At 75.2% G+C, this 15,230-nt stretch carries 13 protein-coding genes; all 13 read left to right on the forward strand.

Going from position 1 to position 15,230, the window contains the following annotated elements:
- The first annotated feature begins 52 nt into the window (after positions 1-52).
- The 13 genes from ACZ4W5_RS09800 to ACZ4W5_RS09860 all read left to right on the forward strand — a co-directional run bounded on the left by ACZ4W5_RS09800 (position 53) and on the right by ACZ4W5_RS09860 (position 15,112).
- Positions 53-1,285 carry a 3-deoxy-7-phosphoheptulonate synthase gene (locus ACZ4W5_RS09800; protein ID WP_465653766.1) on the forward strand — a complete coding sequence of 411 codons (1,233 nt, stop codon included), beginning with the start codon at positions 53-55 and terminating at the stop codon, positions 1,283-1,285.
- 131 nt (positions 1,286-1,416) lie between these two features.
- On the forward strand, positions 1,417-1,947 hold the full coding sequence (locus tag ACZ4W5_RS09805; RefSeq protein ID WP_465653767.1) for a hypothetical protein: 531 nt from the start codon (positions 1,417-1,419) through the stop codon (positions 1,945-1,947).
- Positions 1,934-3,637: a GH3 auxin-responsive promoter family protein gene (locus ACZ4W5_RS09810; RefSeq protein ID WP_465653768.1), complete on the forward strand. Its 1,704-nt coding sequence runs from the start codon at positions 1,934-1,936 to the stop codon at positions 3,635-3,637. Before ACZ4W5_RS09805 ends, ACZ4W5_RS09810 begins: the two co-directional genes overlap by 14 nt.
- Positions 3,638-3,688: 51 nt before the next feature.
- Entirely contained in the window at positions 3,689-4,546 is an 858-nt protein-coding gene (locus tag ACZ4W5_RS09815; RefSeq protein WP_465653769.1) for a class I SAM-dependent methyltransferase, read from the forward strand.
- A 1-nt stretch (position 4,547) separates the two neighbouring features.
- Positions 4,548-6,020, forward strand: coding sequence for an FAD-dependent oxidoreductase (locus ACZ4W5_RS09820; RefSeq protein WP_465653770.1), 1,473 nt, complete (start codon positions 4,548-4,550; stop codon positions 6,018-6,020).
- On the forward strand, positions 6,017-7,174 hold the full coding sequence (locus ACZ4W5_RS09825) for a hypothetical protein (RefSeq protein ID WP_465653771.1): 1,158 nt from the start codon (positions 6,017-6,019) through the stop codon (positions 7,172-7,174). The genes ACZ4W5_RS09820 and ACZ4W5_RS09825 overlap by 4 nt, the downstream gene beginning before the upstream one ends.
- Positions 7,175-7,191: 17 nt before the next feature.
- Positions 7,192-7,926, forward strand: a complete 735-nt coding sequence (locus tag ACZ4W5_RS09830) for a DUF6182 family protein (RefSeq protein WP_465653772.1) — start codon at positions 7,192-7,194, stop codon at positions 7,924-7,926.
- Entirely contained in the window at positions 7,919-8,575 is a 657-nt protein-coding gene (locus tag ACZ4W5_RS09835) for a LysR substrate-binding domain-containing protein (protein WP_465653773.1), read from the forward strand. Before ACZ4W5_RS09830 ends, ACZ4W5_RS09835 begins: the two co-directional genes overlap by 8 nt.
- The gene (locus tag ACZ4W5_RS09840; protein ID WP_465653774.1) at positions 8,572-9,417 is read left to right on the forward strand and encodes an alpha/beta fold hydrolase; all 846 of its coding nucleotides are present in this window, start codon (positions 8,572-8,574) and stop codon (positions 9,415-9,417) included. The genes ACZ4W5_RS09835 and ACZ4W5_RS09840 overlap by 4 nt, the downstream gene beginning before the upstream one ends.
- Positions 9,411-10,265, forward strand: a complete 855-nt coding sequence (locus tag ACZ4W5_RS09845) for a methyltransferase domain-containing protein (RefSeq protein ID WP_465653775.1) — start codon at positions 9,411-9,413, stop codon at positions 10,263-10,265. The genes ACZ4W5_RS09840 and ACZ4W5_RS09845 overlap by 7 nt, the downstream gene beginning before the upstream one ends.
- Before the next feature lie 45 nt (positions 10,266-10,310).
- Complete coding sequence (locus tag ACZ4W5_RS09850) at positions 10,311-11,663, forward strand: cytochrome P450 (protein ID WP_465653776.1); 1,353 nt, start codon at positions 10,311-10,313, stop codon at positions 11,661-11,663.
- A gap of 35 nt (positions 11,664-11,698) precedes the next feature.
- Complete coding sequence (locus tag ACZ4W5_RS09855) at positions 11,699-13,525, forward strand: AMP-dependent synthetase/ligase (RefSeq protein WP_465653777.1); 1,827 nt, start codon at positions 11,699-11,701, stop codon at positions 13,523-13,525.
- Positions 13,526-13,663: 138 nt separating this feature from the next.
- Complete coding sequence (locus tag ACZ4W5_RS09860; RefSeq protein ID WP_402478769.1) at positions 13,664-15,112, forward strand: MFS transporter; 1,449 nt, start codon at positions 13,664-13,666, stop codon at positions 15,110-15,112.
- Positions 15,113-15,230 lie beyond the last annotated feature (118 nt).

The raw sequence follows: 15,230 nt of genomic DNA on the forward strand, positions 1-15,230 counted from the left end.
CGCCAGGCACCGTCACCGCCTGATCGCCCTTCACCCCAGCGAAGGAACTGTCATGCCCCAGGCTCTCGCGACCGCCGAACAGGCGGCCCGCACTCCGCACTCGCACGCCGGAGACCAGACCGGCTGGCGCTTCTACCGGGCGGCCCAGCAGCCCTCCTGGGCCGATCCGGCCCGGCGCGACGAGGTCTGCGCCGACCTCTCCGGCCGGCCCGTCCTCACCCGGCTGCCCGACCTGCTCCAGCTGCGCCGCGAACTCGCCGACGTCGCGGCCGGCGACGCCCACGTGCTCCAGGCCGGCGACTGCGCGGAGGACTTCGCGGAGTGCACGGCCGAGCACGCGGTCCGCAAGGAGCGCGCCCTCGTGCGCCTCGCCGACACCGTCGCGGTCTCGACCGGGCTCCCGGTCGTCCGGATCGGCCGGATCGCGGGCCAGTTCGCCAAGCCCCGGTCCGCGCCCACCGAGGACGTGGACGGCCGCCCGCTGCCGGCCTTCCGCGGCCACATCGTCAACTCCGAGGCCCCGGACGCGGCGGCCCGCAGACACGACCCCGAGCGGATGCTGCGCGCCTACCGGGCCGCGAAGACGGTGGCCGACGCCATCGAGGGGCGGCACGACCGCAGCCCGGCGATCGGCCGGCGCACCTGGATCAGCCACGAAGCCCTGGTGATGGACTACGAGACGGCCCTGGTCCGGTTCGACGAGTCCGCGGGCGGCTGGTTCCTGGGCTCCACCCACCTCCCGTGGATCGGCGAGCGCACCCGGCACAGCGAGGGCGCGCACGTGCGCCTGCTGGCCGACGTGATGAACCCGGTGGCCTGCAAGGTGAGCGGCAAGGCGAAGCCGCAGGACCTGCTCGACGTGGTCGGGCGCCTCGACCCCGAGCGCGAGCCCGGCCGGCTGACGCTGATCTCCCGGTTCGGCAAGGACGACGTGCGCACCCACCTGCCGGCCCTCGCCCAGGCCGTCAAGAACGCCGGCCACCCCGTCGTCTGGCTCTGCGACCCGATGCACGGCAACACCTACAAGGCCTCGAACGGGCTCAAGACCCGGCGCCTGGACGACGTCTCCGACGAGATCCGGGGCTTCGTCTCCGCCCTGCGCAGCGTCGGCATCCGCCCCGGCGGCCTGCACCTGGAGACCGCCGCCGAGGACGTCACCGAGTGCGTGGGCGCGAACGTGCCGGACGAGGCGGCCCTGACGGCGCGCTACACCAGCCTCTGCGACCCCCGGCTCAACCCGGTCCAGGCGTCCCTGGCCGTCGACACCTTCCTGTCGGCCCTGTAGCGAGGAGGACTCCCATCGACTTCGACGGCGGGCACCCGCCCTTCTGCGTACTCCTCGGCCCCGACTACTCGGGCAAGTCCTCGGCACTCGACCGACTCGCCCGGACCGCGCCCCCGTGGCGGTTCCTCTCCGTGGACGACACCCGCCTCGCCCCCGAGCACGAGCTCATCGCCCGGCTGCGCCGCAACGTCGTCAAGGACGTGGCGCCGCACCCGGGCGTGTGGTCCCCGGACTTCCTCGCCACGCTCGTGCAGACCGCCGTCGTCCACCTGCGCGACCAACTGCTGCGCGCCGACGCCGGCACCCCCGTCCTCGTCGACTCCTACTACTACAAGCTGCTGGCGAAGTGCCGCCTCGCCGGGGCGGGGGAGAGCCCCCTGCTCGACTGGTGGCGCACCTTCCCCCGGCCGAGCCGGGTGGTCTACCTCGACGTGCCGCCCGAGACGACCTGGCAGCGCAGCCGGGAGGGGGCCGACCTCAACGTCCTGGAGCACTACGGCCCGCGGCCGGACTGGGCCGGCTTCCGGCGGTACCAGAGCGACCTCGCCAAGGTCATGCGGGACGAGATCCAGGACCTGCCGGTCACCGTCATCGAGGAACTGGACCACCCGGAGCTCACCGCGGCCGCGATCCGGGAGGTGGTCAGCCATGAGTTCTGCTGAGGCCTGGTCCGACCCCGTCCGGCTGCGGCGCTACCGCGAGCGGGTCTTCGCCGAACGGCAGGCCCTGCGGGCCGCGTTCGGCGACCCGGCCGCCCGGCAGCAGCAGGTGCTGACCGACCTGCTGGAGTTCAACGCGGGCACGGAGTACGGGAGACGGCACGGCTTCGCCCGCATCCGCACCCTGGACGACTACCGCAGCGCCGTCCCGGTGCAGAGCTACGCCGACCTCGAACCGTGGATCGAACGGGCCGCGGCCGGTGAGCGGAACGTCCTGACCGCCGACCACCCCGCCGTGTTCTTCACCAGCAGCGGCAGCACCGGCGCCCACAAGAAGATCCCGGTCACCCCCCGCTTCATGCGCACCACCTTCTTCCCCTTCTACTACGCCGCGTGGGCGCCGCTCATCGAGCACTTCCCGGAGGTCCTGGAGTCCCCCGGGGCGGTGCTGAACCTCAAGCACGACCCCATCGCGGCCCCGCCCACCACGGCCTCCGGGCGCCCCCATGTCGGCGCCAGCCAGGTCGACTTCGGCGCCGCCTTCGGGGAGCCGCTGTCCGCGGAGCCCGGCACCGGCGCCCCCTGGGCGACCCTCCCGGTGCCCGTCGCGGCGGACCGGCACGCGGAGAAGATGTACCTGCGGCTGCGCCTGGCGGTGGAGAGCGACGTCCGCTGCGTCATCGGCATCAACCCGGCGATGGTCGCCGCCCTGCCGTACCAGCTGAACCTGTGGTGGCCTCGGATCGTCCGGGAGGTCCGCGACGGCACCCTCGGCGGACTGCCGCACCGCGCCCCCGACCCCGCCCGCGCCGCCGAACTGGAGCGCCTCGCCGACCGGCACGGCACCGTGCGCCCCTGCCACGTCTGGCCCCGGATGCGCGCGCTGTTCTGCTGGACCACCGGGGTGGCCTCGCTGTACCTGCCGCGGCTGCGCGAGGAGTACGGCCCCGGGGTGGTGGCCCTGCCCGCCCCCGTGGCCGCCTCCGAGGGCCCGGTGGGCGTCGCCCTGGACCGGCATGGCCGGGCCGGCAGCCTGGTGGCGAACGCCGCGGTGTACGAGTTCGCCGACGCCGACCGGGACCTCGGCCCCGACACCGCCACCCTCCGGCCGCACGAGCTGGAGCCGGACCGCGACTACCACGTGGTGTTCAGCCACGTCGGCGGGCTCTACCGCTACGCGGTGGGCGACGTCGTCCGCGTCGTCGACCACCAGGACGGCGTGCCGCGCCTGGAGTACGCCGGCCGGGCGAACCGCTCCGACCACGCCGGCGAGCGGCTGCGCGACGCCCAGGTGATCAGGGCGCTGCACGGCGCGCTGGACGCCACCGGCCTCGAACTGCGCAACGTCGCCTGCCGGGTCGCCGGGGCGCCGCGGCGCTCCCCGGGCTACGAGTTCGCCGTCGCCCCGCGCACCCCGTGGAGCCGGGAGGAGTCCGAGCGCTTCACCGCCCTCCTCGACCGGGCCCTCCAGCACCAGTCGGCCGACTACCGCACGGCGCGCAGCCGGGGCGGGCTCTGCGCACCGGCCCTGCTGCCCCTCGACCCCGACGCGTTCCTGCGCGACTGGCAGGCCCGGGTCGAGAGCGGCATCCGGCCCACCCAGGTCAAGGACCGGCTGTTCAGACAGGACCCCCAGGAGTGGGCCCGGCTGACCGGGCAGGGCCCCGAAGGGCACGGCACAGCAGCCCGCTGAGCCGGCGACGAGCCGCCGCGGGCCTGCGCACCCACCAACCGGAGGACCGACATGACCGTTTCACTGGACGCCGTCGAGCGCACCGCGCTCCTCACCGCCGCCCTGCGCGCCGCCGAGAGCGAGCGCCCGGACCGGCTGTACCAGGACCCGCACGCCGCCGCCCTCGCCGGGGACATCGGCCCCGAACTGCTCGCCGAGGTGATCCGCGCGACCTTCCCGCCGGGCCGCGAGCGCACCATCCCGAGCACCCCCGACTACAACGCGATCCGCACCCGGTTCTTCGACGACTACCTCCGGGCGGCGGCCGAGGACCCGGACACCACCCAGATCGTGCTGGCCCCGGCCGGCATGGACTCCCGCGCCTACCGCCTGGACTGGCCCGACCGGGTGCGCTGGTTCGAGGTGGACCGGCCGGCCGTGCTCGCGTACAAGGCCGAGCGGCTCGGGGCGACCGAGCCGCGCACCGACCACCGGAAGGTCGCCGTCGACCTCACCGAGCCGGACTGGGAGGCCCGCCTGGAGGCCGCCGGGTACGACCCCGCCGTCCCCTCCACCTGGCTGCTCGAAGGCCTCCTCTACTACGTCCCCGCGCCCGACGCCCACCGCGTCCTGGAGCGGGTGGCCGCGATCTCGGCCCCCGGCAGCCGGATCGCCGCCGACATCGTCAACGCGGCCGCCCTGACCCTGCCCCACATGCGCGGCCTGCTGGACGTGTTCAGCGGCTGGGGCTGCCCCTGGCTGTTCGGCACGGACGAGCCGGAGGAGCTCTTCGACCGGCACGGGTTCGACGTCCGGGCGACCCAGCCCGGCGAGCCGGGCGCCGACTACGGGCGCTGGCCCGATCCGGTGCCCCCGCGCAGCGAGCGCGACGTGCGCCGGGTCTTCTTCGTCCACGGGCGGCGGCGCTGACATGCCGACCGCAGTGATCGCCGGCGGAAGCGTCGCCGGGCTGGCGAGCGCGCTCGCCCTGTCCGGCATCGGGTACCGCGTGCTGGTCCTGGAGCGCGCCCCGAGTCCGCCGCGGTGGTCCGGCGCGGATCCCGGCTCGGGGTGGCGGCGCCCGACCGCGCCCCAGGGCCTCCAGTCGCACACCCTCACCTCGCTCGGCGTCCGCGTGCTGCGCGAGCGCGCACCGCGGCTGCTGGCCGCCGCCAGGGCCGCGGGCGCACCCGTCCTCGACCTCACCCGGGCGCTGCCCGCCGACGCCGCCGACAGCGCCCCGGAACCCGGCGACGCCGAGCTGGTCGCGCTCGGCTGCCGCCGCTCCACCCTGGAGCTGCTGCTGCACCGGACCGTCGGCGACACGGCCGGGGTCACCCTCCGGCACGACACCACCGTCGTCGCCCTCGAACTCCACCGCGGGCACCGGGGCGTGGCGGCCGTCGTCACCGGCACGGGCGAGCGGGTGCCCGCCGACATCGTGGTGGACGCGACCGGGCGCCGGGCGCTGTCCCGCCGCTGGCTGCACGGCGCCGGGATCCCGGTGACCGCCGACCGCATCAGCGCGTCCGGACTGGTCGGCCACACCCGCTTCTACCGGCTGCGGGGCCGCACCCTGCCGGGGCCGCTCAACCGCGGCCACGGCGTCGGGGACGTCTACGACCACTACGCGGGCGTACTGCACCCCGGCGACGACGGCACCTTCTCCATCGCCCTGGGCTCCCTGCCGGGCGACCGCGTCCTCCAGGCCGCCCTGCGCACCCGCACCGGGTTCACCGCGGCCGCCCGCGCCACCCCGGGCCTCGCCCCCTGGCTGGCGGACGGCGTCAGCTCCCCGATCTCCCCGGTGCGGGTGATCTCCAGCCCGCCCAACACCCTCCGCGGGGCGGCCGGCCCGCAGCAGTTCCCCGTCCCGGGCCTCTTCCAGGTCGGCGACGCCGCCTGCATCACCAACCCGCTCTTCGGCCGAGGCATGTCGCTCGCCCTCGACCACGCCTTCCGGCTCGCCGACCTGCTGGCCGAGCGGCCCGACATCGACGTCGCGCAGCGCCTGGCCGTCGCCCGGATGACCCACGAACTGTTCCTGCCCTGGTACGAGCAGGCCGCGGGCGCCGACCGGCTCCGCAGCGCCCGCTGGCAGGCCGCCGTCGACGGCCGCCCCGCCGCGCCGGTGCCGCCCGGCGAGCTGCCCACGGGGGAGCTGCACACCGGGGAGCTGCCCACCGGCGCGGAGATCGCCGCTGCGGCCCGTACCGACGGCACGGTCTGGCGGGGGCTCACGCGGATGCTGATGACCCTGTGCACGCCCGCGGAGCTGTTCGCCGACGACAAGTTCCTCGCCCGGGTCCGGCAGGCGGCCCCCGCCGGTCCCGCACCGACCCCGCCGCCGGGCCGGGACGAGCTCCTCCGCCTGGTCACCGCGACAGAAGGGACTCGCGCATGACGACGACCCTCTCCGTGGCGGGCCCCCGCCCGCGGCCGGGCGCCGTGGACCGGCCCCGGGTGCTCCTCGCGCCCGTCACCATCACCCCGTCCAAGCCGCTCACGCCGAGCCACCTCAAGGGGCTGCTGTGGACGGACGTGATGTACCGGGCCACCCGCCCGCTCGCGGACGTCGCCTACCGCTACAGCCACACCACCTACCACGCCACCGAACAGACCCTGGGCTTCTGGGAGTTCCTCGACCGCAGCCGGGGCGCCACCGACTACGGCGACCTCACCGAGGAGCGGATCGGCGAGCTGTACGTCGCCTTCCGCGCGGCCGAGCGGGCCCCCGCGCAGGCCCTGCTCCCGTACGCCGAAGCGGTCGAACGCGGCTGGGTGCACCCGGTGAGCACCCGCGTCCTGGAGCTGTGGTCCGGGCACTACGCGGCCCTCGGCCTGCACGACCCGGGCCTGCTGCGGCACCAGCCGCCCGGCCTGGGCCTGGAGGCCGTCCTCGACCGGCTCACCGCGCTCGGCATGTGCCTGGACCAGCGCGAGGTCGGCGGCCCCGTCTACCTGGACCTCACCCGCTTCGGGCTGCCGCTGCGCCGGCTGGTCACCGCGGACGGGCGGCCGAACTACCTGGCCTGCGCCCTGCGGGAACTCATCCCGCTCGCCCCCGACTTCGACGAGCTGGTGCTCCTCTACGACCACGAACTCGACGCCGACTACCAGCAGTTGGAGCGGGTGCTGAGCGCGCTCGGCCCACGGGTGCGGCGGGTCTCGGTCGGCCGGGTGCCGATCGAGGGCCGGATCCGCTCCGCCCGGCAGGGCGGCTGGCGGGGGCTGCACGCCGGGACGCTGATCGACGCCGCCCGCGCCGAGCACCACGAGGACGCCGTACGCCTGGGCATGCGGCTGTACTTCATCGCCGTGCTCGGCCCCGGATGGCAGCAGTCGTTCCGCTCCGACCTGCTGCTGCAGTACGTCCGGCGGGCCGCGCGCCTGCTGGACGAGGCCGGCCCGGCGACGGACCGGCCGACGCTGTCCGACCGGCTGGCGCGGCACCGCAAGGACCACGTGTACGTCGACCCCTACCGGCTGACCTCCCACCTCCTCGGCAGGCACCGCGCCGCGCCCGCCGAGGACCTGCTGAGGGGGGTGTTCATGTGAGCGCGACGGCCGCCCCCATGACGCAGGACTGCCTGCGCGCCCGGGAGGCGATGCGGATCCGCGCCGCCCGACCCGACCTCGCCGCCCGGCACGACCTGAGCTCGTACGACGGCCTGACCGCCGCCCGCAGCGACATCACCGCGGAGGGCGACACCGGCAGTTCGGTCGCGGTGGTGCTCAGGAGCTTCGACCTGGCCCGGTGGGTGCGCGACACCTGCGTCTTCGCCCTCGGCGTCGAACCCCGGCAGGCGGCGGACTGGCGCACCTCCTTCACCCGTACCGTCTTCCTCGCCGGCAACCCGGAGCAGCTGGGCGAGCGGTTCCGCTTCGCGCACACCGCCGCCGACGGCTCCGCGGCGTGGACCGCGCCCGGGCCCGCCGCCCGGACCGCCTCGCTGCGCCGGCTGCTCAAGGCCTTCGACGCGCCCGCCAGGCTGCCGGACCGGCCGGACACCCTGGTCGAGATACCGGACGGGCCCCATCCGGCGGGCCGCCCGCGGGCCCGCCGGGACCTGTACGTCGCCACCGCGGAGTGCACCATCTCGGAGGCCCTGGTGCACGTCAACCACGTGCTGGCGGAAGCCGTCCTGGACGGGCACATCGCGCCCGGCGACCACCTGGTGGTGCACCAGGTGCCCCGGATCGTCGGGGCCCCCGCGCGCCTGGTGACCGTGCGCGTGACCACCGAGAAGCACCTTCCCGGACGGCTCAAGGCAGCCGCCGGACTGACCGAGGAGGCACGCGTTGCCTGAGCAGACCACGACGCCCGAGCAGATCCCGACCGCTGCCGGCTCCCGGACCGTCCGGTTCGGCTACCACGGCTCCACCGAGGTGGTGGACCGCATCGTCCGGCTGGCCGGCCGCGAGCGGGCCGACGTGCAGCTGGTCGAGTACGACATCGCCGATCCGTTCCGTGGTGTCCGGGCGGGCGAACTCGACGTGATGATCGTGAAGTTCGGCATCAACGAGCCCGACCTGGTCACCAGCCGGGTGCTCACCGAGGACGCCCGCGCGGTGGTCGTCGGCTCCGGGCACCCGCTGGCCGGGCGGGCGTCGGTCTCCATCGAGGAGCTCGCCGACTACGACGCCTTCGCCCCGCCCGGCGTCTTCCCCGCGTACGTGTGGGACGACGTCGTACCACCGCGCACACCCGCCGGGCGCCCGATCCGCCGGGTGCGCCGGGTGCGCACCGTCCCGGAGATGATGCGCACGGTCGCCGCCGGCGACGCCGTGCACATCTCGCTGGTCTCGCTGGCCGACCTCGCGCCGCCCGGCATCGAGGTGGTGCCGATCCACGACCTGCCGCCCGCCCCGGTCACCCTGGCGTGGGTCCGCGGTGCCGAGGAGCACGACCACGTACGGGAGTTCATCACCACGGCCGAGGCGGAGGCCTCCCGGTGACCGTGACCGCCACCGGAACGTCCGGCTCCCACGCGCCCGGCACCCGCGCGCCCGGCACCCGTACGCCCGTCGTCCTGCTGCACGCCCTCTCCCTGCACGCCTCGATGTGGGCGGCCCAGGAGAGCGCCCTGCGCGCCCTGGGGCGAACCGTCCTGGCCGTCGACCAGCGCGGTTTCGGATCGGCCCCGCTCGGCGACGCCCCGCCCTCGCTCGACGTGGTCGCCGAGGACCTGGCCCGCACGCTCGACGGGCACGGCCTGGACCGGGTCGTCCTGGTCGGATCGTCCATGGGCGGCTACGCGGCCATGGCGTTCCTGCGCCGCCACCCCGACCGGGTCGCCGGGCTCGCCCTGCTCTCCGCCCGCGCCACCGCCGACGACCCCGAGGACGCCGCCCAGCGGCTGCGCTTCGCGGACCTGGTTCAGGACCCGGCCCACCGGCCCGCGCTGGTGGAGCGGGTCACCCCGCTGCTGCTCGCCGACTCCACCTGCGCCGAGCGCCCCGAGCTGCTCGCCCGGGTCCTCGCCGACGCCCGCGCCGCCGACCCCGCCGCCCTGGCCTGGGCCCAGCGGGCGATCGCGGCCCGCCCCGACTCCACCGACGTGCTGCGCGCGGCCCGGATCCCCGCCCTGGTGATCGCCGGCGCGCAGGACGCCCTGGTCGCCCCGGAGGAGTCCCGGTACGTGGCGGACGTGTTGCCGCAGGGGCGCCTGATCACCCTCACCCGCACGGGCCACCTCCAGCCTCTGGAAGCCCCCGAGGCGGTCACCGACGCCCTCCGCGGCCTGCTGGCCGAGGTCGACGCCACGGCGGACGCCCGGAGCGGGGCCGGGGCATGCTGACCGAGGACCACGAGGCCTGGGGCCACACCTCCTCGACCGGCCTCGGCTTCACCCACCACACCATCGTCGACGCGCACTTCCGCGCCTGCGAGGAGACCTATCTGGAGCTGCTCGGCCGGGCCGGCCTGCGCCCCGGACAGCACGTCCTGGACGCGGGCTGCGGCCCCGGCGACTTCCTGCCGCACCTGGCCGCGCTGGTCGGCGCCGAGGGCCGGATCACGGCCGTCGACCTGGCCGAGGAGAACGCCGCGCTCGCCGCCGACCGCGCGGCCGCCTGGCGGCTGCCCTGCCCCACCGAGGTCCGCACGGCGGACCTGCTGGACCTGCCCCACCCGGACGACAGCTTCGACGCGGCCTGGTGCGCCAACACCGTGCAGTACCTGAACGACGACGAACTCGCCCGCGCACTGGCGGAGTTGATCCGGGTGGTCCGCCCCGGCGGCACCGTCGCGGTCAAGGACCTGGACGCCCACCTGATCACCGCCCGGCCCGCCGACCCCTACCTGTTCACCGACTTCTTCCGCGCCGCGGGCGCGCGGCCCGGCTACGCCCGGCAGCTGCTGCGCAGCCGCGAGCTCCACCGCCACCTGAGGCGCGCCGGGCTCACCGAGGTGCGCCAGCGGACCGTCCTGATCGAGCACCACGCCCCACTGGCCCCCGCCGCCCAGGAGTTCTACAAGGCCGCGTGCGCCCAACTGGCCGGGCAGGCCCTGGCCCTGGGCCTCGACGGCGAGTGGCGGCGGTTCGCGGACCCGGCCGCTCCCGCCCACCCGCTGGACGACCCCGACGGCTACATCAGCGAGGGCAACGTGCTCGCCGTCGGCACCGTGCCCGGCCCTTCCCACTGACCGCGGCACCCGCCGCCCAGGCAACGACGAGGAGCCCGTAGCGCCATGTCAGCGACCACCACCGCCCCCTGCCCGCCGGCCCCCGGGCGGGTTCCCGTCCTGGGCCACGTGCCCGCACTGCTGCGCCGACCGCTGTCCTTCTTCGAGTCCACCAGGACCGAGGACCCGCTGGTGCGGGTCGGCTTCGGGCCCGTCGGCCTGTACCTGGCCAACGACCCGGCCCTGGTGCACCGCATCCAGGTCGACACCGACGCCTTCGAACGCGGCCGCTTCTTCGACGTCCTGGCCGGGCACTTCGGGAACCCGCCGATCGCCTCCGACGGCGCGCACCACCGGCACCAGCGGCGCACCCTCCAGCCGGCCTTCAGCCGCACCAGCGTGCGCGACCACACCCGGGCCATCGTCGAGGAGGCGCAGCGGCGCTTCGGCGCCTGGCGGCCCGGAACACCGGTACGGGCGGACGAGGAGATCTCCGACTTCGTCGCCGCCGTGGTGCTGCGCTCCCTGTTCGGCGCGGAGTTGGCCCCGGCCGTGGTGCGCGACATCCGGCACACCCTCAGCCTGATCTCCGGCAAGCTGCTCGCCGGGACCGTCTTCCCCTCGGCCCTGACGACCCTGCCCACCCCCGCCAACCGGCGCTTCGAGGCCGCCATGGGCCGCTTCCACGCCGTCATCGACGCGCTGATCCGGGACCGGCGGGCCAACCCCGGCTCCGTACCGGACGTGCTCGACATCCTGCTGAAGGCGACCCACCCGGACACCGGCCGCCCCTTCACCGACCACGAGATCCGCGGCGAGGCCCTGATCCTGGTCTTCGCCGGGCTGGAGACCACCAGCACCACGCTGACCTGGGCCGTCTTCGAGACGGCCGTCCGGCCCGAGGTGCAGCAGCGGCTGTACGACGAGGCCGTCCGCGTCCTGGCCGGGCAGCCGCTCGGCTACGACCGGGTCAGGGAGCTCTCGTACACCCGGAAGGTCGTGGACGAGACGCTGCGGCTGCACGCGCCGATGCTGTCCACCCGGCGCGCCCGGCACGACGTCGTCCTCGCCGGGACCCTCGTCCCGGCCGGCGCGGAGGTCGGCTACAGCCCGCGCGCCGTGCACCGGAACCCGGCCGTCTACCCGGACCCGCACCGCTTCGACCCGGAGCGCGCCGCGGCCGACCCCGACCAGGCCCCGCCGCCCGGCGCCTACGTCCCCTGGGGCGTCGGAGCGCACCGCTGCATCGGGGAGCACCTCGCCGCCACCACGATGACCGTCGCCCTGGCCACCCTCGCCACCCGCTGGCAGCTGCGCATCGCGCCGGGCGCCCGGATCAGGATGGCGACGAGCTCCCTGCCGTACCCGCGCAGCCTCCCCCTGGTGGTGCGCCCGCGCGGCCGCGGCGGCGCCGAGTGAAGCCGGAACGACCCTCGCAACCGAAGGAGCCCGCCGTGGCATCGGCCACCCCGCCCCAACCGTCCCTGGACACCGGGGACCTGACGGTCACCCGGCTGCTGCGCCGCAACGCCCGCGCCCACCCCGGCCGCCCCGCGCTCACCAGCGGCCCCGGCCCCGACGCCACCACCTGGACCTGGTCGCGGCTGCGCGCCGAGACCGCCGCGCTCGCCCACGGCCTGGCCGGGCTCGGCCTGTGCCGCGGCGAGCGGGTGCTGATCGGGATGTCCAAGCGGCCCGAGCACTGGGTCGCCGACCTGGCCGCCGTCCACCTCGGCGCGCTGGCCTGCACCCCCTACGACACGCTGAGCACCGAGCAGCTGCGCTTCGTGGCCCGGCACAGCGCGGCCACGGTCGTGGTGCTGGAGGGCGCGGCGCAACTACGGCGCTGGCAGCCGGTGCTGACGGAGATGCCGGGCCTGCGCGCGGTCGTCCTGGTGGAGCCGGCCGAGGCCCCCGAAGGTGACCCGCGCTACGTCACGTACGCCGAGCTGACCCGCGAACTGCCCGACGAGCGCGCCTTCGACGAGCTGACCGACGCCGCGACGCCCGACACGCCGCTGACCGTCGTCTACACCTCGGGCACCACCGGCGACCCCAAGGGCGTGGTGCTCTCGCACCGCAACGTCATCCACGAGTCGATGATGCAGGACCGTCTCGTCCCGGTGCCCGCGCACCCGCGCACCATCGCCCACCTGCCGTTGGCGCACATCGCCGAGCGGGTGCTGGGCATCTACATGCCGATCTGCAACGCGGGCCACGTCACCATCTGCGACGACCCGGCGCAGCTGGCGTCCGCGCTGCGGGTGGTGCGCCCGCACGCGCTCTTCGGGGTGCCGCGGGTCTGGGAGAAGCTGGCGGTCGCGGCGCGCGCCCGGCTCGCGGAGCTGCCGCCCGGGGAGGCCGCGGCGGTCGACGAGGCGCGGGAGACCGCCGTCGAGGTGTACCGGCTGCGGTCGGCCGGGCAGCCGGTGCCGTACGAACTTGCTTCCCAGTATGAAAAGTTGGACGATGTCGTGCTGCAGCCGATCCGAGCCGCCATCGGGCTCGACGACTGTCACCGCGCCCTGAGCGGCGCGGCGCCCATTCCCACTGCCGTGCTGGAGTTCCTGGCCGGTCTCGGGCTGTCCGTGTACGAGGTGTGGGGGCTCAGCGAAACCACCGGAGCCGCCACCGTCAGCACGCCGGAGGTCTTCGCGCTGGGCGCGGTCGGCCGTCCGGGGCCCGGTATCGAGGTCCGGACCGGCACCGACGGCGAGCTGTTCCTGCGCGGCCCCGTGGTGTGCGCAGGCTACCTGCGCGCCGACGGCGGCCTCGACCCCGCCACCGACGCCGACGGCTGGCTGCCCACGGGTGACGTCGGTGCCGTGGACGACCGCGGCCTGGTCACCATCACCGACCGGAAGAAGGAGCTGATCATCACCGCCGGTGGCAAGAACATCGCCCCGACGAGACTGGAATCCCTGCTGCGCGCCCACCCGTTGATCGGCCAGGCCGCCGCCATCGGCGACCGCCGACGGTACGTCACCGCGCTGCTCGTCCTGGACGAGGAGGCGCTGCCCACCTGGGCACGGGCCAACGGGGTCGACCCGGCGGGGCTGACCGACCCGGCCCGCCACCCGGCCGTCCGGGCCGCCCTCGACCAGGCCGTCGCCGAGGCCAACGCCGTCCTCGCCCGGGTCGAACAGATCAAGAAGTACCGCCTGCTGCCCGGCCCGTGGACGCCGGAGAGCGGCGAACTGACGCCGAAGCTCAGCCTGCGCCGGACGGCGATCGCCGAGCTGCACGCGGACGCCATCGAGTCGATGTACGGCGCGGACTGACCCGAGTCCGCCCGCCCCGCACCTCCGAGCACCCGACCGGCCGAGCACCCGAGCACCTGAGCACCTGACCACCCGTCCGCCCTCGACCCTTCCTTCCCCGCGTCCCCTTACCCCGACTCTCGACAAGGAGCCACCCCTGTGTCCGACGGGATCCGTCCCCACAACAGGGTCGCCCTGCTCGCCGTGACCTGCATCGGGCAGTTCATGGTCCTCCTCAACAACACCATCACCAGCGCGGCGCTGCCGGACATGCAGAAGCGCCTGGACACGACCCTGACCGGGCTGCAGTGGATCGTGAACGCCTACGTGCTCGCGGTGGCGATGCTGCTGCTGGCCGGCGGCGTCTTCGCGGACCGCTTCGGCGGCAAGCGCATCTTCCTGGGCGGCATGGCGGTGTTCACGCTCGCCTCGCTGGCGTGCAGCCTGTCCGCCTCGGTCGGCTGGCTGCTGGCCGCCCGCATCCTCCAGGGCATCGGGGCCGCCGCGCTCAGCCCCGCCAGCCTCGCGCTGCTCGCCTCCGGCTACCCCGTACCCGGGGACCGGGTGAAGGCGATCGGCCAGTGGGCCACGTTCAGCGGCATCGGCCTCGCGGTCGGGCCCGCGGCCGGCGGCCTGCTGGTCCAGGCCTTCGACTGGCGGGCCATCTTCCTGATCAACATCCCGATCGGCGTGGTGACGCTCCTCGTCGGTGCGCGCATCCTGCCGGACCAGCGCAACCCCGAGGCGCCCCCGCTCGACGTGCCCGGCCAGGTGCTGGCGCTCCTGGTCGTCGGCACGCTGGCCTTCGGACTCACCGAGGCCGGTGACAAGGGCTGGACGGCGCCGCTGATCCTGTCCTGCTTCGCCGCGACGGTCGTCCTGCTGGTGCTGTTCCTGGTCGTCGAGGCCCGGTCGGCCCGGCCGATGCTGCCGCTGCGCCTGTTCCGGCACCGGCTGTTCACCGTCTCCAACGCGGCGATGGTCGTGGTCGGCTTCGGCCTGATGGGCTCGGGTTTCTTCTTCACCCAGTTCTTCGCCACCGTCCAGGGGCACTCGGTGCTGCGCTCGGCGATGGAGACGCTGCCGTGCACGCTCGCGATGGTGGCGTGCAGCCCGTACGCCGCCCGGATCGCCGCGCGGTTCGGCTTCCGCAGCGTCGTCACCGTGGGCCTGGTGCTGGCCGGGGCCGGGCTGGTGACGATGGCCGCCGTGCACACCGACACGCCGTACCTGAACGTGTGGTGGCGCCTGGCCGTCACCGGGGTCGGCTTCGGCCTCACCATGTCCCCGCTGACCGGGGCGGCCATCTCCTCGGTCAGTGCCCAGGAGGGCGGCCTCGCCTCGGGGATCAGCAGCACCACCCGCCAGATCGGCGCGGTGTTCGGGGTCGCGGTGCTCGGCGCCATCGTGCGCACGCGCCAGGAGCACGGCGCCTCCTACAGCAGCGGCCTGAACACCGCGTTCCTCACCGCCGGGGTCGTCACCCTGGTGAGCGCCGTGTTCACCGGCCTGTGGCTGGTGCGGCAGCAGGCCCCCGCGGCCGTCGCCCCGCAGAACGCCCCGACGGCCGTTCCCCGGCCCGAGGGTGAGCCGGTCCTGACCGACTGACCGCCGCTGACCGGAGCAGCAGGGGGGGGGGGGCGGGGGGGGGGGGGGGACCCCCCCACCACCCCGGACACCCCCCCCCCCCACCCGAGGAGAGAAAGGCTCTCTCCCCGCACCCCCC

The organism is Kitasatospora sp. NPDC029367 (genome assembly GCF_055569135.1).